Raw genomic sequence first — 24776 nt, forward strand, 5'->3', positions numbered from 1 at the left:
CGTTTAAGTAATAAAGGAGAAAGATGTGTCAAAGTGGATCATCTTTACCGATTTGGACGGTACGCTGTTAGGGCATGACGATTATGCTTATGAACCCATTCTGCCTATGTTGGAGCGGTTGCGGCAAGCACAGATTCCTGTGGTGCTCAATTCCAGTAAAACCCTGGCTGAATTGAAGCAATGGCAACAACGACTGAAGCTTGAAGGCCCTGTCATTGGTGAAAATGGTGGGGTCATCCTGCCGCCGGACATGAGTCAGCCGCTTTTGATTGGAGAGCCTTATGCCGCCATTCGCAGCCTGTTGGAATTTTGGCGTAGCAAACACGGTTGGCAGTTTGAGGGGTTCGGTGATTGGTCGGTGTCCGAGGTGATGAATCATACCCACCTATCAGAAGGGGAAGCGGTGTTGTCCATGGAGCGCGCTGTGAGTGAACCCATCCTCTGGCAGGATTCGCCAGCGGCGCTTGAGGCGTTTGAAGCGGCCCTGAACCGAGAAGGGTTGCAGCTTCAAAAAGGCGGACGTTTTTATCACGTGATGGGACGCCACGACAAAGCAGATGCCATGCACTTCTGGTTGAATCGGGCGTATTATTCCAATGGGCAATCCTGCCAGGTGGTGGCGCTTGGGGATGGCGAAAATGATCTGTCGATGTTGCGCTATGCAGATTACCCGGTCGTGGTGGCCAATCCCAGCCGATCCCAGCCGCTTGTGGACGTCGAAAAGGCAATGATTACCACACAGCCGGCCCCTCAGGGCTGGGTGGAAGGGGTGAACACCGTTATGGCGAACTTCAAAGGAGAAGGGTATGAGTGATTTTTTTCAGAATGGAACGGTGACCACCTTCCACAATATTACCGATCGTCCAGTCGAGGCGCTGGAATCGGATCTGTGCCGCTTTGGTGAGCAGAAACCACTGGGATTGATTCTGCCTTCTCTATACAGTGAACTGGAGGGACCGGCACTGAAGCACATCGTGGCAGAATTGACGAAAGTGCCTTATCTGAATCAAATCGTGATCGGCCTTGACCAGGCGAATGAAACCCAGTTTGAGCATGCCAAACGCTATTTTGCCGACTTGGGCGATAAAGCGCGTATTGTCTGGAACGACGGGCCCCGGATGCAGGCGATCACACAGCGTTTGAAACATGAAGAACTGGCGCCCAAAGAACGAGGAAAGGGCAGCAATGTCTGGAATTGCTTTGGCTATCTGTTGGCATCAAAAAAAGCACAGGTGGTGGCGCTGCATGACTGCGATGTGCTGACTTATGACCGTCGTCTGTTGGCTCGTCTGCTGTATCCGGTGGCCCACCCAACCTTTAACTTTGTGTTTTCAAAAGGCTATTACCCTCGATACGCCGAGGGTAAATTGAACGGGCGTGTGTCACGTTTGCTGGTCACCCCTCTGTTGCGGGCGTTGAAAGGGGTGGTGGGTCAGGACGAACTGCTCACCTATCTGGACAGCTTTCGTTATCCCCTCGCAGGTGAGTTTGCCATGGATTTTCAGTGCCTGAAAGAGTTGCGAATCCCTTCCGATTGGGGGCTGGAAATCGGCGTATTGTCGGAAGTGCGTCAAAACTATTCAACCCGACGGGTGTGCCAGGTCGATATCGCGGATGTGTACGACCACAAACACCAGACGGTGTCGTTTGAAGACAAACAGGCAGGCTTGTCTCGTATGAGTCAGGACATTGCCAAGTCGTTGTTTCGCAAACTGGCGGTTCGGGGGCATACGTTTTCTCAGGCGACCTTGCGGACCCTGCGTGCCAAATATTATCGCACGGCTCTGGATCAGTTGGAGTCGTATGCGTTTGATGCCGAAATGAATGGATTGCGCGTGGATCTGCACTCGGAAGAAAAGGTAATTGAACTCTTTGCCGAGAACATCCTGTCGGCGGGCAAGGATTTTATGGCGTCTCCCGGTGAAATTCCTTTTATGCCTAACTGGAATCGGGTCATCAGTGCCGAACCCGGTATTCTGGCTGAAATTCATGCGGCTGTGGAGGCCGATAATGCTGACTGATCGGTTGAAGGATTCAAATCATGAATGAGTCAACAGAAAAACATCAAGGCGACACCATTGTGTCCACATTGATGGCGCAAATTAAGGCGCGTCTGAAACGGCTTTATCTTGAAAAAGGGGGGCAGGCCGCGTTTGAGCAACTTAAGCCGTTGTTGGAAAAACGAGTGCACTCGGCGAAGGAAACGTATGAGGCACACCACCCAAAATGGTCGCACAAAGATGTGTTTCTGATTACGTATGGCGACACCTTCTATCGTGAAGACGAATCTGGCGCTCTGGCCGAAGCGCCTCTGCAAACACTGCAGGATTTCCTTCAAAAGCACATTCGTCAGAGCATCAGCCAAGTCCATATTCTGCCTTTCTTTCCCTACAGTTCGGACGATGGTTTCTCTGTCATTGACTATACGCAGGTGAATCCTGACCTGGGTGACTGGCACCACATTGAGCAACTGGAAAAGGCCTATGACCTGATGTTTGATTTGGTCATTAATCACATTTCGCGCGAAAGCCTTTGGTTTACCGATTACAAAGCCAATCGTGCGCCTTATGATCGGTTTTTTATTGAGATGCAGGGGGATGAAGATGTATCGATGGTGACCAGACCTCGCAATACGCCACTGTTGGTGCCGGCCTATACGCATCGAGGTCGCAAGATGGTTTGGGCCACCTTCAGTCAGGATCAGATTGATCTGAATTTTCAAAACCCCGAAGTGCTGGTCCGCATGCTGGAAGTGCTCTTGTTGTACATCGACAAGGGGGCGCGGACCATTCGGCTGGATGCGATCGCGTTTTTGTGGAAAGAGCTAGGCACCCACTGCATTCATCTGCCGCAAACGCATGAGGCCGTCAAGCTGATTCGGGATGTCATGACATTGGTGGCGCCGCACAGCCTGTTGCTCACCGAAACCAATGTGCCGCATGCCGAAAATCTGTCTTATTTTGGTGAGCAGGATGAAGCGCACATGGTGTATCAGTTTGCCTTGGCACCGTTGGTGTTGCATGCCTTGCACCGCGGGGATGGGCAATACCTCACTGACTGGGCGCAAAACCTGGCGCCGCCGCCGGAAGGCTGTACTTTTTTGAATTTTACCGCTTCGCATGATGGCATTGGGTTGCGCCCGGTGGAGGGGATTCTGCCGCAACGGGAAGTGGACGACCTGATTACCAATATGAAGCGACTGGGTGGCTTTGTGACCAATAAATCCAACCCAGATGGCTCTCAGAGTCCTTATGAAATCAATATTGCTTTGTTTTCCGCGTTTCGGGAAACGGCGCATTCCGATGGGCCGGATCAGTGGCAGGTGGATCGTTTCATCTGTTCGCAGAATATTATGATGACGTTGCAGGGCATTCCAGCGTTTTACATCCACTCCATGGTGGCGACCCCCAATGACAAAGAAGGGGTGGAACGCACCGGGCGCACCCGCTCAATCAACCGCCGGCGCTGGCCACTGGATACGCTTGAAGCGCTGATCGAAAGTGGGCGGACGTCCAACGCCGAGGTGCTCAAGCGTTTGACCAATATTCTGCAGCGACGAAAAAAACACAAGGCGTTTCACCCGGATACCCCGCAAACCGTTTTGGACCTGGGGTCGGATTTCTTTGCGCTCTGGCGGAATGGCGAAGGTGATCAGGCACTGCGGTTTCCGCTGTTGGCCATTCACAACCTGACGTCGGACATCAAATTTCTGGACCTGTCTCAGATCGAAGACATGGATCAGGCCAATTACTGGGTTAATTTGCTGGATAACGGCGGTGTCGCGGCCACAGAGACGAAATATGTCATGCAGCCGTATCAGTCGGTCTGGCTGATGCCGGAAACGGTGGATGACGTGTCCGCTTTGTGGGCACCGGAGACAGATTGAATGAGCGGTCCTGAACCCAGACAAACCTGGCTCATAGCGCCTGATTCGTTCAAGGGGTCGCTCAGCGCAGTCGAGTTCTGCCGGCAGGTTCGCGCGGTGCGTGATCGGTTGAAGTTGCCAGTTGATTTGATCGAACGCCCCATGTCCGACGGCGGGGAAGGGTTTGTCGAAGCGTTTGTGCATGCAGGCCTGGCAGAAAAGGTCACGCTTAAAGCCCATGATCCGTTGGGACGCTGGGTGGATGTGGCTTATGGCTGGCAGCCCGCGACGAAAACCGCCTTTGTTGAAATGGCTCAGGCCAGTGGATTGCCTCGGTTGACGCAGGCAGAGCGCAACCCGCTGCAAGCCACCAGCTATGGGACGGGGCAGGTGTTGGCCCATGCCATCCATCAGGGGGCTCAATCGATTGTGCTCGGTCTGGGTGGGAGTGCGACCAATGATGGGGGGATGGGCGCGTTAAGGGCACTGGGGTTTGAATTCCAAAACGGGTCAGATGAGGCCATAAAGACCCCAGACGGACTGTTCGAGCTGGAGAAGGTGACGTTTTTACCAGGCCTGGTGTCATCGGTTGAACGTTTGCAGTCATTGGACTGGTTGGTGGCGTGTGATGTGGAAAATCGATTGTTGGGGGCAGAGGGGGCAACGGTCGTTTTTGGCCCCCAGAAAGGTGTAACAGCGCAGTCGCATCCTGTGCTTGAAAGCGGGCTGGCACGACTGGCACAAGTGTTGACCCTTCAATGGGGCGTTGAGGTTGAAAGTCTGGCTGGAGGGGGCGCTGCAGGGGGAATGGCGGCCGGATTGGTCGGGGTTTTGTCTGCGCGATTGATTCCAGGGTTTGACTTGCTGGCGGATCGTTTGGGATTGGCCGACAGTTTGATGTCGCACCCGATTAAGGGGGTGATTACCGGGGAAGGGCAGTTGGACGCTCAGAGTTTGAAGGGAAAATTGCCAGTGGCGATGGCAAAGCTTGCGGCTCAGCAAAATGTGCCGACGTTTGCTCTGTGTGGCCGCCTGGAAGACGCTGAAATCCTGGGGCAGTATTTTAAGGGGGTACATACCATCAATGCGAATGCCCCCCAAAATGAGTCACTGCAGGAGGCTATGAGCCAGACCCCCGGTCGTTTGCAGTGTCAGTTGCATGCGTTGTGGCCAAGTTGGCTTCATTCATTGCAAAGTGTGTGACTTGGATTGATCTAAATCAAAATAAAAGGTTTTCAAAGTACGGGCCAATGCAATATTGGCGTGGGGTCGTTAGAATGTTGCTGTTTTGTTTCAAAACGTGATGCGATCTCAGCTCGGAGCCTTAATGCCAACGCCCCTTTCCTTTATCAAGCCTAAAAAGAAACTTAGTCGGACGCTGTTAGTGGGCGCGATGGTCACGGCAATCACCATTTTTGGCCTGACCTTGCTGGCCGCCTCTCAAATCGTCTCTAAAACGTTCTATAACCAAAGCGCTGATAATGCCCAGGCCTTAAGTCGTCTTTCATTCGATAATATGTATCAGATCATGAGCCAGGGGTGGAGCCGTTCGCAGCTTCTGGACTTTCGCCAGGAAATCTGGGAAACCTATGATCAGCAAGGCCTGTCCTATTCGATTTATCGAACCGAACTGGTGAATGAACAGTTCGGTAAGCTTGACTCCATGTTGTCCCCAACCATCCAGCCTTATATGGATCAGGTGCTTGCTAACCCCCAGAAGACAGTCATTGAGGAGGAGGACTGGATTCGAATTCTCCATCCTTTGCAGGCAGAACAGGACTGTCTGCAGTGTCATGCCAATGCCGAAGTGGGTGATGTGTTGGGTGTGATGGCGATCGAGCAAGACATTGGTGCAGTTTTGCATCCGGCTCGGGTCGAATTTGTGGTCTGGATGCTGTTGCTGTTGCCGATTCCAATCCTGTTGGCCTGGTGGGTGGGGCGCCGTTTTTCTAATAGCGTGATTCGAAGCATGGAAGAGCTCAATGACCGGGTGGTGTCGATACAGCAGGTCGATGATCTGCAGAATCTTTCCCATGGCAAAGCCGTGTTTGAGTACGCAGAGTTCAATCAGATGAACCTGAGCCTGAACCAGCTTGGTGACAAAATCAAAAACATTGCCATCGATCGTGACATCCTGGACTTTGAAATTCAGTTGTTGGATCGACTGGTTTTGTCTTCCGAGATCATTAAGGACTGGAAGCATCATATCTGTGTGCTGATGGAAGAGATCAACAAGATTCTGCCTTTGTACACGCTTTTTGTGGTGTTTCGTACCGATGATTCCGAGCAATACGTGATTGAAATTTTCTGGTTGGGGCACCCCTCGGAAACGGTCAAGGCAGAGGTTGAACAAAACGCCAAAGACACGCTGGCTCAGATCTCCATCTTTGATGCCAGTTCGGTGTTCAAGGTCAATCATACTTATGCGGATCGCCAGCCCCTGAAAGTGAAACACGCGATCAAAACCCAGAGCAAAAGTCTGGTGCTCGATCAGCCTAAAATTGGCGGCGTTGTCGGGTTGGGCGTGGAAACGCTACCGCCCAAAGATTCCTCTCGTTCGGTGGTGGTGGAAAGTATCTTGACCACCCTGGTGAATGTCATCGGGTCGATCAAAGCCATTAATAAATTTACGAAGGAATTGGAATATTATGCCACGCGTGACCCTCTGACGCATTTGTTCAATCAGCGTGTATTTCACGAAATGCTTGGCTATGAAGTGGCGCGTGCACATAACCATGCGTATGAGTTTGCGCTGCTGGTGATCGATTTTGATAATTTCAAGTTGATCAATGATCAGTATGGTCACAGTTTTGGCGATGAAATGTTGATCGCCTTTGCCAAAACCGTTGGCAAAGCCCTGCGGGAAGGGGACATCTTTGCCCGTTACGGGGGGGACGAATTCTGTGTGATTTTGCCTGAAACTGGCCAGGAAGAGGCGATTCGAGTGGCCCGTTCCGTATTGGAGCATGCAGCGGAGGTTCGCTTGATGTCGCCGCAAGGCAGAGCTGTGGCGATTACTTGTTCGATCGGGGTTGGGATCTATCCACACCACGCTGACAACAAAGAAGACCTGTTTATGGTGGCTGACAACATGCTCTACCGTGTCAAAGACAATGGCAAGAATGCTCTGTCGTTTCCGGAAGATGATGACCTGGTGGAGGTCTATAAGGAATCGAATGATCAGAGTCTGTTTATCATGGATGCGATCGAGACGGGGGAGCCGATCGAGGCCCATTATCAGCCAATTGTGAACATGCAAGATGGATCGGTGGCTGTGCACGAATTACTGATGCGATTGCGTCAGAAATCCGAGCTTGTCAGCGCCGGTCGCTTTATCGAAACCGCTGAGCACATGGGATTGGTCAATCAGATGGACTTGATTCTGATTGACAAAGCTTTGGCTGAAATGAATGCCAAAGGCTATGACGGATGTCTGTTTATCAATCTGTCACCCAAAGCGATTGTGGCCGGTGAGTTCATTCAAAAAATTTTGGCGCTTACCGAAAAGTATCAACTTGAGCATGACCGAATTGTGTTTGAGATTACCGAGCGTGAGACCGTGCACAATTTGGCCTTGCTTGAAAAATTTGTGGGCGAGCTTCGTGCGGAAGGTTTCCGTTTTGCCATTGATGATTTTGGTTCCGGGTTTTCGTCTTTCCAGTACTTGAAGCGGTTCCCGGTCGACTTCATCAAAATTGAAGGCGAATTCATCAATAACATGACCAAAAACAAAATCGATCTGGCGTTTGTCGAGAGCGCAGTGTCCATGGCCAAAACACTGGGCATTCAGACCATTGCCGAGTTCATCGAAAACGAGGAAACGCTCAAACTTGTACAGGAACTGGGAATTGATTATGCGCAAGGCTTCCTATTGGCGCGCCCGAGTGCTGACTTGCTCAAAGATATTCCACCTGACTTGCTTACTTTGTTTAAAGCCAAGCCTGACGTTTAAACCCGTGTATCCATCAGATTGACCAACCTTGATCTTGGACTTTCGTGACTTAGAGAAGGCCGTTTTTGTTAAAATCTTCCTTTTAAGGATAAGTTCTGGGTTGGTCTATGTGTGGCATTGTTGGCGGGGTCGCTGAACGGAATCTTGTACCGATTCTTTTAGAAGGGCTGAAGCGATTGGAGTATCGTGGTTATGATTCTTCTGGTATGGCGGTCTTGAGTGCCAAACAGGAAAATCATTCTGTCTCGATTCGCCGTGTTCGATCAATGGGCAAGGTCGCATCGTTGGAAACAAAAATCAGAGGCTCTGATGGAGGCGAATTAAAAGGGCAAGTTGGCATTGCCCATACACGGTGGGCCACACATGGCGCTCCGGCCGAAAACAATGCGCACCCGCATGTTTGCAACCAAACCATTGCCGTTGTGCATAACGGCATTATTGAGAATTACCAAACTCTGAAAACGCGTCAGACTGAGTTGGGTTATCGGTTTACGTCTCAGACGGATACCGAAGTGGTGGCGCATTGCATTCATCGTAATCGTCAAAATACCGCATCATTGTTGGAAGCTGTTCAAGCCTCGGTGCAATCATTTGAAGGCGCCTATGCTCTGGGCGTGGTTTCTGTGGAAGACCCGGGTACACTGATTGCAGCGCGAAAAGGCAGCCCATTAGTGATTGGTGTGGGGATTGGTGAGCATTTTATTGCTTCCGATGTGTCGGCCTTGTTGCCGGTGACACAACAGTTTATTTTTCTGGAAGAAGGCGATATCGCTGAGATTACCCGTGAGTCCGTGACCATATTTGATGCACAGGGCAACCCGGTTGAACGTGCAGTCAAACAGTCCTCGCTCAGTGCCAGCTCTGTTGAACTGGGTGAGCATCGCCATTACATGCGCAAAGAAATTTTTGAACAGCCTCAGGCGGTGACCGATACTCTCGAAGGACGTATTACTAAGGAATCAGTATTGGTTAATGCGTTTGGCAACGAAGCGGAGTCGCTGTTCAAAACCATTGAGCAGGTTCAAATCATCGCTTGTGGGACCAGCTACCATGCTGGACTGGTGGCTCAGTATTGGTTTGAAGATATTATTGATTTGCCCTGTCGGGTCGAGGTGGCCAGTGAGTACCGGTATCGAAACCCAGTGGTGCGTGATAACACCCTAGTTATCACGTTGAGTCAGTCGGGCGAAACCGCTGATACCTTAGCGGCTTTGCAACAAATCAAACAGCTGAAACCGGCAAAAAACCTGCCAACCCTGACGATTTGTAATGTCCCGGAATCGAGCCTGACGCGTGAATCCGATTTGACCTTTCTGACCCATGCGGGACCCGAAATTGGGGTGGCTTCGACCAAAGCGTTTACGACTCAGTTGGTGGCGCTGGCGTTATTGATCATGGCAGTAGGCAAAACGCAACAGCGTATGTCGGCTGAGCAAGAACAAAAGATTGTTCAAGGGTTGCAAAAATTACCAGGCCTGGTTAAAAACACCTTAGAGAATGAGGGGTTGATTGCGAAAATCGCCAACGGCTTTGCAGACAAAACCTCCGCTCTGTTTTTGGGGCGTGGGACCATGTTTCCGATCGCGCTTGAGGGAGCTTTAAAACTCAAAGAGATCAGTTACATACACGCTGAAGCCTATCCAGCTGGTGAATTAAAGCACGGACCTTTAGCTTTGGTGGATGAACAGATACCGGTCGTGGCGATTGCACCGAATGACGATCTGCTGGAAAAGCTTAAGAGCAATCTTCAGGAAGTAAAAGCGCGTGGCGGTCACATGATTGTGTTTGAAGATGAAAAATCAGGTGTGGACGCACATGGTGAGTTTGAAGTGGTCAAAGCCACGACTAACGTCGGTCGCATTACGGCGCCGATTACGTTCAATATTCCTTTGCAATTATTAAGTTATCACGTTGCCTTGATCAAGGGGACGGATGTGGACCAACCCCGAAACCTTGCTAAATCGGTGACGGTGGAATAATCGTGAAAGTCTTGGTCGTCAAGATGTCGTCCATGGGCGATGTGTTTCATTTATTTCCGGCTTTGACCGATGCGAAATGCGCCATCCCGGATTTGCAGTTTGACTGGGTGGTGGAAGAGGGCTTTGCTGAAATCCCTGCCTGGCATCCGGCGGTTCAAAATGTGTACCGGATCGGGTTGCGGCGCTGGCGCAAAGGTTGGTTTGAGCCTGCAAACCGTCATGAACGCAAAACCTTTTTCAGTCAGCTTAAACACAAGCATTATGACCTGGTTGTGGACGCGCAAGGCTTGCTGAAAAGTGCTTGGGTTGTGCGAAAAGTAGAGGGCGAAAAGGTCGGGTTCGATTGGCACTCTGCGCGTGAACCTTTGGTCAGCTGGTTTTATGACCGCAAAGTGGCGGTGGCTAAAGAGCAACATGCCATTACTCGTTTGCGTCAACTGATGGCCGGAGCGTGCGGCTATGACCTGCCTGATATGAATGAAAACCATATTGAATATGGTCTGGATCACCAGGCCTGGTCAAAACCGGACTTTTTGCACACCGAACTGGACGATGCTCCTTACTGGGTCGGGTTGCACGGCACCACTTGGGACACCAAACTTTGGCCAGAGCGTTACTGGGTTGAATTGATCCGTCATCAGGCCGATAAGGGTTTGAAAGTGGTGTTGCCCTGGGGCAATGAAGAAGAGAAGGCCCGCGCCCAACGATTGTTGGAAAAAGCCAACCTGGTTTTTGACCAGGCCTGGGTGCCGCAAGAGCGTTTGGCGTTGACCGACATGGCCCGATTGCTCAAGTTTTCCGAGTTTGTGGTGTCCGTCGACACCGGGCTTTCGCATGTGGCCGCCGCACTCGATGTGCCGATGGTGGTTCTTTATCGCGTGACCGATCCGAAACTGGTCGGAGCGTTGGGGCCAAACGTCACGCGATTGGTGTCGCCATTGGGGCCGCAATATCTCAAACAGTTTTCACCCGGTCAGGCTGAGCGATCCTTGGAAGGGCTTGATGTGGACTCCGTCTTGAAATCACTGGCCATGATGTCAGCATCTTCATCCGATTCCCTGTCTCAGGGGCTGAAATCATGACGCTGTATCTTCCCTCCACCCCTTTGAATGTGCTGGTCAGTGTGGCGCTGGCGGTGCATCAGCGCCAATCCATGCCCGAGGCGCGTTCGGTGCTTTGGCTGATTGATCAGTCCAATACTCGCGCCAATCTTTATTACGAAAGCGTGCTTGTCTGGGAGGATTCCCCTTTTGATTCGGTGCAAATCTTACCAGGCCTGGTGAAAAACGGGATTGGACGTGGCAAGCTTGCTGAGCGACGACGGAACTTTCAACAGATTGATCAATGGCTGTCACAGTTTCAGGCCCAAAATGGGCTGCCGAATGTTGTGGCCACGGGCAGTGATCGACGGGTGGAGTTTCAGTATGTGATGCATCGCCTCAGTCAGCTGGGCGCTCGTCCAACAGGCTGGTATCTGGATGATGGACTTTATTCGTATGCCGGTCGGCCCCATCACTGGCTCAAAGACGGAGTGAACGCTCTGCTGAAAAAGCTGGTGTACGGGTTTTGGTGGCAGGAACCACAAACGGTGGGAGCCTCCAGCTGGATTGACCAGGCCTGGTTGTTTCGCCCGAAGGCGGCAGTCAAGCCATTGCAGCAAAAAACTGTGCATGCATTGAGCGAGGACTGGTTTCGGGCCTCACCTGTACAGGCGTTTTGTGGGACTTTGATGGAAAAACAGGGTGTGGTGCCCAGTGCCATCGAGTCGGTGCAGACGCTGGTGTTGATTCCGCACCCCAATAACCAGACCAAAATTCATGGTTATGCCCGGCAAGTTCAGGCGCTGGTTAAGCGTCTGCTCGACCAAGGACAGCATGTTGCGGTGAAGTATCATCCGCGAGAGCAGGCATACGATGCGCTGGAGCTGGCGATGGATGCCAAGGTGAGTGTGCTGCCCTCGGATCTGGCGTTTGAGATGCTTTTGCCTGCCCTGCCTGAGACGGCTCGCATCATCGGGGATGTGGGGACAGCGCTTTTGACCGCCAAATGGCTAAGACCGGATTTGCGTTCGTATGCGTTGCTGAACGAAGCCGATGCGTTCTCGCGTCGGTTTATCCCGTTGATGCAAGCCATGGGCATCACCACCGTTGGCAGCATTCAGGATTTATAATGCAAAATCGTTCAAACAAGCCGATTGATCTGTATTTGGTCTCGTCACCACTGCACTTTTTCTGGGCCTGGCTGCTGGCCGACCGGCACAAAGAGGCACGGGACGCACACCTTTGGTTGATTGACCAATACACTGATAAACCTATGGCGTTCACGACTTTGCTTGATCGGGTCAGCATGCCGTTTGTCCAATGGCAGTTGTTGGCCGGTCGTGAAGCAAAAGGCTGGGTCAAGTGGCGACAACGCAAAGAACGTTTTGCCATGACAGAGGCTTGGTGCGCTGAACACCGGCCAGCGAGCGTGCTGATTGGCAATGATCGCAGTGTTTTGGGCCAGTTTGTGCTGAAAACGGCCAAGCAGATGGCTGAACAACAGGGCACCCGCTGCACAGGTGTGTTTCTTGACGATGGGGTTTTCAGTTATCTGGGGCGAGCCGCTTCAAAGAGTTGGTCGGAAAGGTGGGTTGACAATGCGATCAAAAAACTGATGTTTGGTCGCTGGTATGACACGCCGCAAACGGTGGGCGCCAGCCGCTGGGTGGATGAAGCCTGGTTGATGTTTCCGAAGGAGGGGCAGGGCAATTTGTCATCCAAGCGCTGTTTGCCATTAATGACAGATCAGCTTCAAAAAGAGGCTGGGTTGCGTGCATTTGAGCCGATGGCAGAGGCGGTTTTGGCCGAGCATGACTGGGAGGCGGCCAGACTTGAGCGCCTGGATGGTTTGTTCACGTTGCCCAATCACCGGATTTTTAAGCACATTGAGGGGTATCGGACGAATTTGCTGGCCGAGTTGAACCGCCAAGTGCAACAGGGCAAACGGATCGCGGTAAAATACCACCCAGCGGCCGGAAATCAGGATTTACTTGGCTTGAAAAAGGCCGGGTTTGAGGTGGTGCCCTCGAACTTAAGTTTTGAAGTGCTGCTGCCGTTTTTAGGCGAGTGTGAGGTGGTGGGGGACTTTTCCACGACCATTTTGCTGGCCCAGTACCTGACCAACAAGCCTGTACGCTGGATGGCATCAAGCTTTGACGACAACGCAGAACGGATGAAGCGTCTGTGCCAAGCCGTCGGTATTGAAATCAAAGAACCCGAAGAGGATAAACATGCCCCAACCCTTTGATCAGATGGCTGAATTTTTGGCCAATAAAAACATCGCCCTGGTTGGGAATTCCCGAAAGGTATTGGGGCAGTCATTCCCCGTGGATGACCATGATGTTGTGATTCGCATGAATTTTGCCTGGCAACTGCCGCAAGCGATGCAGGAGGCGGTGGGGACTCGAACCGATTTGCTCTGTGTGTCGGGTGCGAAAAAAGAAATCAATGACATGGTCGCAACCCTTCCCAGAGTGATGTATATGTCGCCTAAAAGCCGTGATCTGCTTACGGACGCAACCCGCCAAAAGTTGTATTTTTACCCGACTGAGTGGTGGCAGTCATTGTATGAAACACTTGGCGCACGTCCGTCCACCGGTTGTATGGCGGTGGATATGGTTCGTCGCGTCATCGGAGAAGGGCATTTGACGCTTTATGGGTTCGATTTTTTTCAGAGTGACAGTTGGCACAAACGCTATTCGTTGTTAGAACGATTGCGGCTTTGGTTGGGACTGCAAAAGCCGCATCCGCATGATGGTGATCAGGAGGCGGCGTTTATCAAGGCGGCGTTGCCCAGAGAGCAGCTCACTATTGTGCCGACCCGGCAGAGCGAGGCATCATGAAGGTCGCCATTATTAACGACACTCGCCCCACGCGCCACTATGGCTGCCTGATGGTGATGAGCAATTTGGAAAGACTGCTTCAGAAGCACGGGGCCGAAGTGATCTGGACCTGGCCTGTCAGCCAGGATTGGCGCAAACACAAAGACAAAATCGAAGCCATGCCTGAGGTGGACATGATTCTGGTCAACGGGGAAGGGACGATTCATCATGCCCCACGCCGGTGGCAAGCACAGGCCCTGTTGGAATTTGCCGCCTTTTCGCATCAGACGTTAAAACGCCCCTGTTATTTGATCAATGCGACGCTTTATGCCAATGAAGACAGCTGTGTTGCGCATTTGAACGATTTTGATGAGATTTATGTGCGTGACAGGGCAAGTTTTGAAACACTGACTCAGCAAGGTATTGCGGCGCGCTTGGTCATGGATTTGACCTTTGCCTTTGAACCGTCTGTGCCTTATCAGCCTGAGTCAGGCCGCATTTGTGTGGTTGATTCGGTCATGCAGACGGATGTGCCGTGGCTGAAGAAATTCAAAAAACACTGGCAGTGTCCATACCGATCCATGGTGGTCGCACGACCTGATAATTACAACTTCTGGAAGCGCCCTCGAAAAACCATTGTGGAAACGTGTAAGTGGTTTTTTCGGGACCGAAATAAAACTTTGAATCCAACAGAATTTGAAGCGTTTTTATCGGGCTGTGAACTGGTGGTTACAGGTCGTTACCACACGGTGACCATGTGTCTGAAAAACAAAATACCTTTTGTGGCGTTGGAATCGAATACCCCCAAAATCTCTTTTTTGCTGACCGAGGTGTTTGGTCATACGGATCGAGTGATGCCAGCCGAATCCTTGTTGACGCTTGATCCTCGCGACTGGTCCACTTTCTCCGAGGAGGAGGCAATGGCAATGGATCGGTTTCTAAACCAGGCCCGTGATGAGAACGCCGCCATGGTTGAAACATTGCTGGCCAAGACAAAGGCCATGGGGACTTTGTGAGTTCTGTCATGCGCAGGTGGCTCGATTCATTGCGCGTCGCTTGGCTGAGTCGTCCGTCTCAGAGGGACAAGGCGGCGTGTCGCTTTGCCAGAACTGGCTACACCGAAAAGCCTTTGTCGGCTGTCTTATCGTCTTTGCGTTCACAAATCCAGCAATCTTCGCCTGAAATGGAAACGATGACGTCCGTTTACTGTGAGCTGGGTGGTGCCAACAATGCCGGGTTTGTATGGCATCATGCTGGTTTGAATGGACAACTGGATTGGTTGACCAAGTTAGCGCCACCTGAGGCGCTGAATCGCGAGCGATTTTTTCTTGATCGGCTGGGCCAGCAAGTAGCTGGTTCCGATTGGGTGCCGAAGTTGGTTAGTGATGGCGCATTGGTAGAGGGAGTTCTGGCCCAGTTAACGACCGAACGACTGCTGCCTGCAAAGGTGACGCTGGACGATGCCATGCGGCTATATCAGAAAATGGGCGATCTTGGAGGCGGCGTTTTTAATCAGGACGGCATATTATCTCAAGGCGATTACCCGCCTTTGAAGGGCGGTACGCCGATTCGGGATATGATTGTACATTGGGTGAAACAACCCCAGTCAGGGCCGGGGCGAGTTTTTTTGCAAGGATTTTTTGAGCGGCTCAAGCAGCGATGTCCTGAAAACATTGCTTCGATTGATGAAGTGCAGGCAAAGCTGTTGGCCTTTTTGCAGTCTGCGCCGCCTTTGGATGCATCGGCGTTTGGCCTGATCCACGGCGATTTCAAGCCCGCCAATATATTGTTTGATGCTCAGTACCAGCCTAAATTGATCGATTGTCAGTACTTTGAATATGGTCTGCGCTTATGGGATTTGGCATTTTTCCTGTCCAAGCAGAAAAAGCCCCTGGGCCATTTTATGGAGCCTATGGCTCAGGCGCTGAACTGGTCTCAGCAAGAGAGAAGATGGTTGGCCGTCTGCTATGTCCTAGCTGTGTGTTTGCGTCTCAATCCATCCAATTTTGATAAACAATGGGCGCGCTTTCTTCGCCCGGCATTACCGCTCATAAATGCTTAAAAAGGTTTTTGTCCTTGGGATTAATGCTTGCTTGCTGGCTGAGTATTATTGGCTGTAAAAATGAGCAGGATCAGCCAGAGCATGAAGAAGACAATACCGTGAGAGTATGTCAGGACGGCACCAAACAGGAAAAAGACAAAGCTGTTGATCAAAAATGCGATGCCTGTCAATGCAATAACTTTTATTCTGGGGTCCTTGAGCATATGCGCAAAGAGTTTTAGCGGCACCAAAAACATTAAGACAATGGCCAGCAGGCCTAAAATACCTTTGGTCCAGGCTTCCATTAAAAATTGATTGTGGGGTTGTTTGAATTGTGCAATTTTTCGATAAACATGCGCATTGGGCTCTTCTCTTTTAGATTGATAAATATTTTGCATGGCTTGTGGATAATTCGCTTCACCAATGCCAGAAATAGAGTTTTGAGTAAATCCTTCTAATGAAATTTTGTACATAACTACCCTTAAACCAAGACTGGAGTAGTATTCGCCTTCTGCCATTTTTTCAATATCCGAAGCAGCTTGCTCAAAGCGGGGCCACAGCTTATTGTGGGTTAGAGTTAGAACAATAATTACCATTGTAAAAACAAAGAACAATTTTTTTGGGGTCAAAAAATTGAGAAGTGAGTAATGCTTGATCGCGAGTGGCATCAAAATAATCAAAGTTATAAACGAGGAAAGCCAGATGCTGCGCGTTGAAGTTAAAATAATCACCAGTAACAAGAGAAGACTCAGCACTGCATAATGTAATGCGTGTGAACTATTTTGGGTGTGTTTCTCTATCCCCAAAAAGATGGTTGCAAACATGACAGAACTAAAAAACCAAGCCCCCGTTCCTTTGTTAGAAAAAATGCTTCCTAAATGAGAGCTCAAGCCGTGTAAAGCAACTTCGATGGCGAGTGTGATTAAAATTGCATAGGCCATCACTTGGATGAAAGCTTCAAACTTTGGCAAATCAAAGCGAATTAGCTTTAATATGAATACAAGGCCTATGAAGTACAGGACTTTGGAATATTTGTTTGCAAGCTCATAAATACGCTCTGGATCATTTGCATTAATCAGATTTGAAGCAATCAACATAACAAGGTAAAAGCCAATCGCACCCATTACGGCTTTTTCATGTGGCCTAAACTCAATGCGAGAGTGTTTATAGTGGGTGAATTTGAGGGTGATTGCATAAAGTAATAAGCCAGCCAGAGCGCCTTCAAACCCGAAAAGATCGTTGAAAAACAGAGTGTAGAAGGCCAGAAAAATTAACCCATGTGCGAGCAGCTCAGGCTTGGGGATAGACGCAAGTTGTTGAATGGTAGTTGGGATCATGTTTTTATTGTCTGAACTTGTCAATGTTGGGGGCCTTTACTGATGTGCGCACAGAGCTTATGGCCAGTAATTTAAAATCCAAGGGGCTTTTCGCCAACGTTTGTAGGGGCCATTTACAACATCGATTGGGTCGGGTTTGCCATGGAAAAGCACGATTTTTGTTTCCTTGGGTAGTTTGGCTTCGCCTTTGGGCTTGATCCAGCCCCTTTCAATCCAGCGATGTCCCATGCCAAGGGTGTTTTTAGCTTCAGCATCACAGTGACGTTTAAAAGAAACCACCCACTCACGAGGAAAAGTTTCAATCTGAGGTGCCACATGCCCCAGCCAGTCTTGGTCGCCGTGCATGTATTCAAGAATCCAGCGCTTATTGAATAAAAAACTCTGCCAGACAAAATCAATTTGCCCAACCTCAAAGCGTAATACCGAACTATTGAGTTGGCTCCATTTGCACTTTCCGTAATCCTGACAGGCTATTACTTTTTCCGGCTGATAATTGATGATGCCGTCAAGGCTGCCAGTAATGACAACATCAAGGTCAAGGAATAGCACAGTGCCTTGCAAGCCGTAAAAATCTTTTCGAAATAAGGAGAGCTTGTGCCACCAGCCCTCAAGATCGGTATCAAAGATGGGGAGAGGGTGGATGGCTTCATCAAGCCCATCGGGGTCATCGGTAATGCAATAAAAAGCATGAGGCAAAGACATATTTGCATTGACCATATGATGTAATCGATGGACATCCTCTTGGCTGTATTTATTGCCCCATTTGAGGCAGACCACGTGAATCATTATTTGCTTCTTTGATTTTGAGGTTTGGACGTGCTTCTTTAAAAGTTTAGCGGCTTATTATAAAACAGTGTTTCTGGCTGAACGAATGAAGTCCATTGAATTTTTAGGCTGCATACTGTTTATCTCGAGTTTTGAGGCTGCTGTGATGACATTAAAGTGAGTTGTTTGAAAAGGTTAAAAAATTGATCAGTACTATTTTGTTCGAGGCTTGCTCTTTTCAGTTGTTGATAGATGTTTGACTTTTTTTGTTGATAGCGGTCATTCACCCAGATGAAAAAAGGCACTTCAAACATAACGGGCGTGGTGCGTTTGAGTTCATGCCCAACAAAATCTTCATAATCATAGACTTCTTCTCCGTGATCTGAGAAATACATTAAACCGTTGATTCCCTCAACGCTTCTTAGTTTTTCAATCAATTGTGTTAGAAACCAGTCTGTATAACGTATAGAGTTGTCATAGGCATTCACCACATTTATTTGGTCTTGAGAGGGTTCTTTGGTATGGATACGAATATTTTTTCTTGTTGTGAAGTAATTAAAATCATTGGGATAGCGTTTATGGTAGCTAAGATGACTACCACGGATATGAATAAAGATCACTTTGTCTTTTTTGCCCTTCGCTAAAGCCTTATCGAATTCGGACAAGAGCACTTCATCAAAACCTGTTTTGTATATTCGATGGTTGGCGAATGAAGACGCGGATAGTGTTGTCCCTTCATTTTTGGGCTGGGTGGAAAGCCACCAAGTATCAAAAGCTGCTAGTGTTGAAAGGCCGACCACGTCCACGGTTTCAGTGAAAGGGATAGGGTTCTGCAGGGTTGAATTGGTGAGAGCTTCTGCCAATGCAAGATATGTGACGGCATAAGGTGATGTCATGTTGTTAAAAATGATCAGTTCATCTTTGATTTTTTCAAGCTCGGGATTGGTTTGTCGCTGATAGCCATAAATAGAATGGTGCCCACGAACGGCTGACTCGCCAATCACAACCACATAGGTTTGAGGCTCGGGGAAGTTCTCTTTTGTTACTGAACCTTTCCATTCTTTTAATTTTTTAGGACGGTTGGCCAACTCGTTTTGTACCTGCAAATATTTGCTCCAGCCGTCGGCGAGTTGCCCCATTGTTCCGGGTAAAACATCTCTGTAGCGTTCGTGATAAGTTAGTTGTTGTGCCGCGACAACAAGCATTGTCGCCCCGATGAAAACGGTGGTTTTTGCACGAAAACTGGTTGGAGGAAAAAATGTAATTTTTCGGTACAGCCATAAAATACCTAATCCATAAAGCACAACAAGCAGCAATGTTGTCAAGCTATAGTAGCTTTTTAAAAACTCGATGCTTTCTTCTGGGTTCGTTTCGGCTACAACGGTAAATAAACCGGAAGTGAATGTCCGCTCGAATGTCAACGTGTACACCATTCCGAATAATCCCGTTAGCAAAAAGGGCAATAATAGAACGAAATAAATTCTTTTGCTGCGGACGAGGTAAGCAAAGCTCACCAAGACCAGAAACCATCCGATTCGGGAATATAGCTCTGACTCCCTGAAGTCCTGAGCCATCAGCAGTAAGATGATTAATGGAAACCCTAGAACCCATACAGCAAGACTGCTGTGGTGTTCGAGCCAAGGTGCGATTTTTTGCTTGATGAGGTGCTTATGCATTAACGATGGAATGATTAAGTTGATCGATCCATTTTACACCAACAAGCATTAAAAAAACTTGCTGAGTGCTGGTTTATGAGTTGGTTCGTTTTATCTACAGGGTAGGTTAGGGAATTCCATCGGTGTTGGGTATCCGAGTATAATGTTGCTATAGTGATTTGATCCAATAGGAAATTAAATGAAGTCCTCTCATACTGGCTTTAACAGGATTTTGCACGCCGCCAAATTTTCATGGAAGGGAGTTTGTTCCACCTGGAGGCACGAAGCCGCATTTCGCCAGGAAATATTGATTCTAGTTTTGTTGGCTCCGGTCGCTTTTTGGCTCGGGGAAAATGCCATTGATGTGGCGGTTTTAATGGGGGTCTGGCTGTTTGTTCTGGTGGTTGAACTCTTAAATACAGCCATTGAAACGGTGGTTGACCGAATCGGCTATGAGTATCATAAATTGTCTGGCAGGGCAAAAGATCAGGGGTCAGCCGCTGTTTTCATTGCTTTTGGTTTGGCGTTATTAGTTTGGGGAGCTTATGCCTATCAAAAATGGCAAGCATTGTTAGAATGAGTTTAGAGTAACTTTTTTTGTTATTTTTCGTAGTAATCTTTGTACCACTTCACAAACTTTGCAATGCCGTCTTCAATGCTGGTCGAAGGTTTAAAGCCAGTGTCGGCCATTAGGTCGTCCACATCTGCGTAAGTGATGGGCACGTCTCCGGGCTGCATCGGCAGTAAATTTTCGTTGGCTTTTTGTCCGCAGGCGGTCTCAATCGCGGTGATGAAACGGCGCAGAGTGACCGGCTGGTTATTGCCGATGTTGTAAATCTTATACGGTGCTTGCGCGGAGGTAATGTCAGAGTCGACGGGTTTAGGCTGGGTGCTCATCACCCGCATGACCCCCTCGATGATGTCGTCGATGTAGGTAAAGTCGCGTTTCATTTCGCCATTGTTGTACACATCGATTTGTTTGCCTTCCAAAATGGCCTTGGTGAATTTGAAATAAGCCATGTCAGGCCGCCCAAAGGGGCCATACACAGTGAAAAAACGTAATCCGGTGGTTGGCAGGTTGTAAAGATGGCTGTAGGTATGCGCCATTAACTCATTGGATTTTTTGGTCGCGGCGTAGAGGCTGATGGGGTAATCCACCCGATCATCGGTGCTGAAGGGCTGTTTGCAATTCATGCCATACACCGAGCTGGAACTGGCGTAGACCAAGTGCTTGACTTGATTATGGCGACAGCCTTCCAGAATATTCACAAACCCAACCAGATTGGCATCCACATAGGCATGCGGGTTTTCAATCGAATAGCGTACGCCTGCCTGAGCGCCCAGGTTGACCACGATGTCGAAACAATGGGCCTCAAACAGTTGTTGGATGCCAGATCGGTTTGCCAGATCGAGTTCGATAAAACGATAACTGGCCGAGGCTGGCAGTGTGTCGCTGGCAACCAGTTGATCCAGATCGTTGAGACGGTCGGTTTTCAGTTGCGGGTCATAATAGTCATTGAGGTTGTCAATGCCAATGACCTGGTGCCCCTGTTGCAAAAGTGCTTTGGTCAGATAAAAGCCGATAAAACCGGCGCTACCTGTGACGAGGATGCTTTGCCCTGAGTTCATGTGTTCGTTAGTCCTTTCCAAATAAATCCCTGGTGTACACCTTCTCTTTGACATCAAAAATGTCGTCGGTCAGGCGGTTGGCGAGGATGACGTCGGCGTCTGCTTTAAAGGCTTCCAGGTCATGGTAAACCTTGGAGTGAAAGAATTCGTCTTCTTCAAGCACTGGCTCGTACACAATGACTTCGATCCCTTTGGCTTTGATGCGCTTCATCACGCCCTGAATGGCACTGGCGCGGAAATTGTCAGACCCTTGCTTCATGATCAACCGATGGACGCCCACGATTTTGGGTGCACGTTTGATGATCTGGTCGGCAATGAAATCTTTGCGGGTGGTGTTGGCCTCCACAATCGCCTGAATCAGGTTTTGTGGCACTTCCTGATAGTTGGCCAGAAGCTGCTTGGTGTCTTTGGGCAGGCAGTAGCCGCCATAACCAAAGCTCGGGTTGTTGTAATGGTCGCCAATGCGCGGGTCAAGGCCGACACCTTCAATCACTTGTTTGGTGCTTAAACCATGGGTTTCGCAGTAGGTGTCAAGTTCGTTGAAGTAGGCCACGCGCAGCGCAAGATAGGTGTTGGCAAAGAGTTTGATTGCCTCGGCTTCGGTGGAGTCGGTGAAGAGAACGGGAATTTCCTCTGCTGGTTTTTCTGCGCCTTCAATCAGCAGGTCTGCAAACGTCCGTGCGCGTTCGGACTGCTCACCGATGACAATGCGAGAAGGGTAAAGATTATCCCACAATGCCTTGCCTTCACGAAGAAATTCCGGGGAAAACAAGATGTTTTCGTTTTTAAATTTGGCCTTGATGTCGAGGGTGTAGCCAACCGGAATTGTGGACTTAATCACCATGACGGCGTTCGAGTTGATGGCTTGCACTTGCTCAATCACGCTTTCCACCGTTTTGGTGTTGAAGGTGTTGGTGACGGTGTCATAGTCTGTGGGGGTGGCAATGATGACAAAGTCGGCATCGGCATAAGCGGTTTGTGCGTCGGTGGTGGCCGTCAGGTTCAGGGGTTTGTCAGTTAAAAACTCTTCGATTTCTTGGTCCAGAATAGGCGATGTTTTTTGGTTAATAAAATTTACTTTTTTTTCATCGATGTCCAAAGCGACGACTTTGTGATGTTGAGCCAGTAAAACAGCTAACGAAAGGCCAACATAGCCTGTTCCAGCAACAGCGATCTGCATAAGATTCTATACCTGGGTATCTATAAATTAATTCGTGATTATAACGGAATAACTCTTGCCTTTTTGTCCAGCAATCATGATAGATTTATTGCAAATGCGTCATTTTGTATACATCAAGCCCATTTTTCCACGCCAGCTTGCTACGTGTCGGCTCCGGTAATTGATTGAGCCATCCGCGAATGACGGCGACTGTTTCCCCTAATTTTTCCCAGCGTTGTGTGCTGTAGGTGTCGATGGCGGCGAGCAAACGGTCCTGGTGCTGGATGAAAAAACGACGCCACTTAGGCTTAAGATTGCCTTGGTCATCCACAAACAACGCATCGCGCACAGAGGTGTCAATGTATAAGTTGGGGTGACGAGCCAACACTTGCTTTAAGTATTCCGGGACGGGGACGGTGCCCAGATGTGCCCAAATGACGGTTAAATCCGGTGCGAGCTGATACACGCGATGGATGATCGTCGCATCCCCATGAATTTGTAGCGGAAGCTTCCTCTCCTGAGCGATCTTGACCACTTTTTCCAGAACGGGGCTGTAAGCATCCGGTCGAAAAATATGAAACTCACCAATTCCCTGATAAGGAAAGGCGTCAAGGTGTGGTTCGATACGTTTGAAAGTTGAGGTTCTGCGCATCCAGACTGGCTTGTGGGCTTTGCTAGGGTACAGGCTAAGAAATGGCACTATGCGATTGGGCATGGCATTAAACAGCATTTCTGTTTTTTCTGTGGGTGTGCTCGAAATCATGGCGCCGATGATGTTCAGTCGGTCGTATTTTCTGGCAATGTCTTCAGGCGAAAACCGTTGAGCATCGGCCTTTGAATAATGTGAATGACTGTCGAACAAAGGGGGTTGATGGCTTGTTTCCGCCCAAGTTGGTCCGCTACTGAGCAAAGCCCAGATTAACAGAGCCAACAACGGTTGTTTTTGCTGCTGACTGAGCACACGTTATCCTAAGTGATGTTTCTTAAGTTGTACGATCTGTTCGCTGAAATCTTCTTCACCCAGAGAAGGCGGCCCAAGCGGGTTATCATTTTGTTCTGGGTTGCCGAGCAGGGTATGCAGTGTTCCGGCTGTGCACTTAGCCAAGGGTTCCAGGTTATACCCACCGCCCAATGTGAAGCTGATACGCCCGGCACAGAGCTCTTGGGCTGATGCCAGGCATTTTTGTGTCAGTTGGTTGAATCCATGCACGGATAAGCGATGCTCCGCCAAAGGGTCGAGCCAGTGTGCGTCATAGCCAGCAAATACGATGATGTGCTCGGGTTGAAACGCGACAAGTTTTGGGTGGATGATTTGATCATAAGCTTCCAGGTAAGTTCGGTCACCCGCCCCGGCATTAAAAGGCAGATTGACAACAGTCCCTTTTGCGAGTCCTTTGCCTGTGAAGTCTGCACCGCCTGTCATTGGCCAGAAAGGGTGTTGATGGATGGAGATGCTCATGATGTTTTCATCAGCATCGGATAAATCTTGCGTTCCATTTCCATGATGAACATCCAAATCAATGATCGCAACCTTCTTCACCCCGCGGTATGTCTGTAAGGCTTTCGCGGCAATGATGTCGGAGTTGAAGATACAAAATCCCATGGCTTTGTCTTTCAATGCATGATGCCCTGGGGGGCGCAGAAGGGAAAAGCCATGGTCAATTTCCCGGTCATAGACGGCAAGGTTCATATTGATATGGCTGCCCGCTGCCATGCGCGCGGCATTGAAACTATGAGCATTGATGTAGGTATCACCTGCGTAGGGATCATAGTAATCGACAGAGTCACCGGCATTGTTGCTCATGGCGCGAATTTCATCAATGTAACTTTGTTCATGCGCCCAGAGCAGCTCATTTTCGGTGGCAAAGCGTGATTGCACCGGAATTAACTGATCCCATAGACCTTGTTTCTCCAGTTCGTGATCAATGGCTCTCAAACGATCCGCGCCTTCCGGGTGATCAGGCATGTCGTGTTTCAGAAAGAGCGGGTCCAACACTACGCCCGTTTTAAATTGGCTTGACCGTACCGACTCAGCTGCGAGGGCAACCTTAGAAAGAGGGCTTGCAGCCAGACCCAAGGCGACCAGTTTTTTGATCAGTGCGCGACGGCCGGAATATTGATGTGTCATGTTACGCTCCAGTCCATTGAACGAATAAATCCATTGTTTACATAGTACACCGATGCTAAATGGAAAATTCACAGAAAACATGGAACTGGGCGGCAATTTGATCGGACGCAGCGATGCTGTGAAAGAAATGCGATCGGTCTTCTGAAAAATATCCTTCCAATTTCTGCAAAAACCCCTTGCGTTTTAAACGAGAGTCGCTAGAATACGCCCCCTGTTCAGCGTTGCTGACGCGGCGTTTCCGGAAGGAGAGCGGCTTTTTGATTGAAGCGATGATCTGAGTTGGATTGAGTGTTTTAAAGAGACACCAGGCTGACACAGAAACATCAAAAAAACTTCAAAAAAGAGCTTGACCGCGATGAGTGATCGCACTAGAATACGCAGCTTCTTGAGGGACACGGCAAGGC

20 protein-coding genes are annotated in these 24776 nt (G+C 49.5%); 13 read left to right on the plus strand and 7 right to left on the minus strand.

Translation table 11 applies throughout. The features are described 5' to 3' along the window. The first annotated feature begins 25 nt into the window (after positions 1-25). The 12 genes from AVO41_RS04330 to AVO41_RS04385 all read left to right on the plus strand — a co-directional run bounded on the left by AVO41_RS04330 (position 26) and on the right by AVO41_RS04385 (position 15720). Complete coding sequence (locus tag AVO41_RS04330) at positions 26-814, plus strand: mannosyl-3-phosphoglycerate phosphatase (RefSeq protein WP_068583045.1); 789 nt, start codon at positions 26-28, stop codon at positions 812-814. Beyond that, complete coding sequence (locus tag AVO41_RS04335) at positions 807-2021, plus strand: glycosyl transferase (RefSeq protein WP_068583050.1); 1215 nt, start codon at positions 807-809, stop codon at positions 2019-2021. The genes AVO41_RS04330 and AVO41_RS04335 overlap by 8 nt, the downstream gene beginning before the upstream one ends. Positions 2022-2041: 20 nt before the next feature. Beyond that, on the plus strand, positions 2042-3886 hold the full coding sequence (locus tag AVO41_RS04340; RefSeq protein WP_068583053.1) for a sugar phosphorylase: 1845 nt from the start codon (positions 2042-2044) through the stop codon (positions 3884-3886). Beyond that, positions 3887-5068 carry a glycerate kinase gene (locus AVO41_RS04345; RefSeq protein WP_068583055.1) on the plus strand — a complete coding sequence of 394 codons (1182 nt, stop codon included), beginning with the start codon at positions 3887-3889 and terminating at the stop codon, positions 5066-5068. A gap of 124 nt (positions 5069-5192) precedes the next feature. Beyond that, positions 5193-7817, plus strand: a complete 2625-nt coding sequence (locus AVO41_RS04350; RefSeq protein WP_235584656.1) for a bifunctional diguanylate cyclase/phosphodiesterase — start codon at positions 5193-5195, stop codon at positions 7815-7817. Between the two features lie 107 nt (positions 7818-7924). After that, positions 7925-9796: a glutamine--fructose-6-phosphate transaminase (isomerizing) gene (gene glmS, locus AVO41_RS04355; RefSeq protein WP_068583062.1), complete on the plus strand. Its 1872-nt coding sequence runs from the start codon at positions 7925-7927 to the stop codon at positions 9794-9796. Between the two features lie 2 nt (positions 9797-9798). Next, positions 9799-10878 (plus strand): lipopolysaccharide heptosyltransferase I, encoded by a 1080-nt coding sequence (gene waaC / locus AVO41_RS04360; RefSeq protein ID WP_068583065.1) that lies wholly within the window; start codon positions 9799-9801, stop codon positions 10876-10878. Then, positions 10875-11966, plus strand: a complete 1092-nt coding sequence (locus AVO41_RS04365) for a polysialyltransferase family glycosyltransferase (RefSeq protein WP_068583068.1) — start codon at positions 10875-10877, stop codon at positions 11964-11966. The genes waaC and AVO41_RS04365 overlap by 4 nt, the downstream gene beginning before the upstream one ends. Beyond that, on the plus strand, positions 11966-13084 hold the full coding sequence (locus AVO41_RS04370; RefSeq protein ID WP_068583071.1) for a hypothetical protein: 1119 nt from the start codon (positions 11966-11968) through the stop codon (positions 13082-13084). The genes AVO41_RS04365 and AVO41_RS04370 overlap by 1 nt, the downstream gene beginning before the upstream one ends. Beyond that, a complete protein-coding gene (locus tag AVO41_RS04375) occupies positions 13068-13679 on the plus strand; it encodes a glycosyltransferase family 29 protein (protein WP_068583075.1) in 612 nt (203 codons plus the stop codon). Before AVO41_RS04370 ends, AVO41_RS04375 begins: the two co-directional genes overlap by 17 nt. Then, positions 13676-14674 (plus strand): polysaccharide pyruvyl transferase family protein, encoded by a 999-nt coding sequence (locus AVO41_RS04380; RefSeq protein ID WP_068583078.1) that lies wholly within the window; start codon positions 13676-13678, stop codon positions 14672-14674. The genes AVO41_RS04375 and AVO41_RS04380 overlap by 4 nt, the downstream gene beginning before the upstream one ends. Positions 14675-14916: 242 nt before the next feature. Beyond that, positions 14917-15720 carry a phosphotransferase family protein gene (locus tag AVO41_RS04385; protein WP_160326781.1) on the plus strand — a complete coding sequence of 268 codons (804 nt, stop codon included), beginning with the start codon at positions 14917-14919 and terminating at the stop codon, positions 15718-15720. 20 nt (positions 15721-15740) lie between these two features. Here the strand turns inward: AVO41_RS04385 and AVO41_RS04390 are convergent, their stop codons facing one another. The 3 genes from AVO41_RS04390 to AVO41_RS04400 form a co-directional block, all read right to left on the minus strand. Further along, on the minus strand, positions 15741-17060 hold the full coding sequence (locus AVO41_RS04390; protein WP_153003472.1) for an O-antigen ligase: 1320 nt from the start codon (positions 17058-17060) through the stop codon (positions 15741-15743). 33 nt (positions 17061-17093) lie between these two features. Continuing rightward, positions 17094-17822 carry a hypothetical protein gene (locus tag AVO41_RS04395; RefSeq protein ID WP_068583086.1) on the minus strand — a complete coding sequence of 243 codons (729 nt, stop codon included), beginning with the start codon at positions 17820-17822 and terminating at the stop codon, positions 17094-17096. 119 nt (positions 17823-17941) lie between these two features. Continuing rightward, the gene (locus tag AVO41_RS04400; protein ID WP_068583089.1) at positions 17942-19477 is read right to left on the minus strand and encodes a phosphoethanolamine transferase; all 1536 of its coding nucleotides are present in this window, start codon (positions 19475-19477) and stop codon (positions 17942-17944) included. 178 nt (positions 19478-19655) lie between these two features. On the opposite strand from AVO41_RS04400, the gene AVO41_RS04405 reads away from it, so the two are divergent. Further along, positions 19656-20036 carry a diacylglycerol kinase gene (locus AVO41_RS04405; protein WP_068583092.1) on the plus strand — a complete coding sequence of 127 codons (381 nt, stop codon included), beginning with the start codon at positions 19656-19658 and terminating at the stop codon, positions 20034-20036. 20 nt (positions 20037-20056) lie between these two features. Here AVO41_RS04405 and AVO41_RS04410 read toward each other — a convergent pair whose 3' ends face one another. From AVO41_RS04410 to AVO41_RS04425, 4 genes are all read right to left on the minus strand, one after another. Next, complete coding sequence (locus AVO41_RS04410; RefSeq protein WP_068583095.1) at positions 20057-21085, minus strand: NAD-dependent epimerase; 1029 nt, start codon at positions 21083-21085, stop codon at positions 20057-20059. 7 nt (positions 21086-21092) lie between these two features. Beyond that, positions 21093-22265, minus strand: coding sequence for a nucleotide sugar dehydrogenase (locus tag AVO41_RS04415; RefSeq protein WP_068583098.1), 1173 nt, complete (start codon positions 22263-22265; stop codon positions 21093-21095). Positions 22266-22350: 85 nt separating this feature from the next. After that, positions 22351-23205 carry an amidohydrolase family protein gene (locus AVO41_RS04420; protein ID WP_235584657.1) on the minus strand — a complete coding sequence of 285 codons (855 nt, stop codon included), beginning with the start codon at positions 23203-23205 and terminating at the stop codon, positions 22351-22353. 3 nt (positions 23206-23208) lie between these two features. Continuing rightward, complete coding sequence (locus tag AVO41_RS04425; RefSeq protein WP_235584658.1) at positions 23209-24453, minus strand: histone deacetylase; 1245 nt, start codon at positions 24451-24453, stop codon at positions 23209-23211. Between the last annotated feature and the right edge of the window lie 323 nt (positions 24454-24776).

Origin of the sequence: Thiomicrospira sp. WB1 (genome assembly GCF_001507535.1) — a bacterium.
Taxonomy (GTDB): domain Bacteria; phylum Pseudomonadota; class Gammaproteobacteria; order Thiomicrospirales; family Thiomicrospiraceae; genus Hydrogenovibrio.

Excerpts from the sequence above, each read along its gene's own strand:
- AVO41_RS04335 (WP_068583050.1), top strand. The coding sequence starts at position 807 with ATGAGTGATTTTTTTCAGAATGGAACGGTGACCACCTTCCACAATATT.
- AVO41_RS04340 (WP_068583053.1), top strand. The coding sequence starts at position 2,042 with ATGAATGAGTCAACAGAAAAACATCAAGGCGACACCATTGTGTCCACA.
- AVO41_RS04345 (WP_068583055.1), top strand. The coding sequence starts at position 3,887 with ATGAGCGGTCCTGAACCCAGACAAACCTGGCTCATAGCGCCTGATTCG.
- AVO41_RS04350 (WP_235584656.1), top strand. The coding sequence starts at position 5,193 with ATGCCAACGCCCCTTTCCTTTATCAAGCCTAAAAAGAAACTTAGTCGG.
- glmS (WP_068583062.1), top strand. The coding sequence starts at position 7,925 with ATGTGTGGCATTGTTGGCGGGGTCGCTGAACGGAATCTTGTACCGATT.
- AVO41_RS04365 (WP_068583068.1), top strand. The coding sequence starts at position 10,875 with ATGACGCTGTATCTTCCCTCCACCCCTTTGAATGTGCTGGTCAGTGTG.
- AVO41_RS04370 (WP_068583071.1), top strand. The coding sequence starts at position 11,966 with ATGCAAAATCGTTCAAACAAGCCGATTGATCTGTATTTGGTCTCGTCA.
- AVO41_RS04375 (WP_068583075.1), top strand. The coding sequence starts at position 13,068 with ATGCCCCAACCCTTTGATCAGATGGCTGAATTTTTGGCCAATAAAAAC.
- AVO41_RS04380 (WP_068583078.1), top strand. The coding sequence starts at position 13,676 with ATGAAGGTCGCCATTATTAACGACACTCGCCCCACGCGCCACTATGGC.
- AVO41_RS04395 (WP_068583086.1), bottom strand. The coding sequence starts at position 17,822 with ATGATTCACGTGGTCTGCCTCAAATGGGGCAATAAATACAGCCAAGAG.
- AVO41_RS04400 (WP_068583089.1), bottom strand. The coding sequence starts at position 19,477 with ATGCATAAGCACCTCATCAAGCAAAAAATCGCACCTTGGCTCGAACAC.
- AVO41_RS04405 (WP_068583092.1), top strand. The coding sequence starts at position 19,656 with ATGAAGTCCTCTCATACTGGCTTTAACAGGATTTTGCACGCCGCCAAA.
- AVO41_RS04410 (WP_068583095.1), bottom strand. The coding sequence starts at position 21,085 with ATGAACTCAGGGCAAAGCATCCTCGTCACAGGTAGCGCCGGTTTTATC.
- AVO41_RS04415 (WP_068583098.1), bottom strand. The coding sequence starts at position 22,265 with ATGCAGATCGCTGTTGCTGGAACAGGCTATGTTGGCCTTTCGTTAGCT.
- AVO41_RS04425 (WP_235584658.1), bottom strand. The coding sequence starts at position 24,453 with ATGTTTTCTGTGAATTTTCCATTTAGCATCGGTGTACTATGTAAACAA.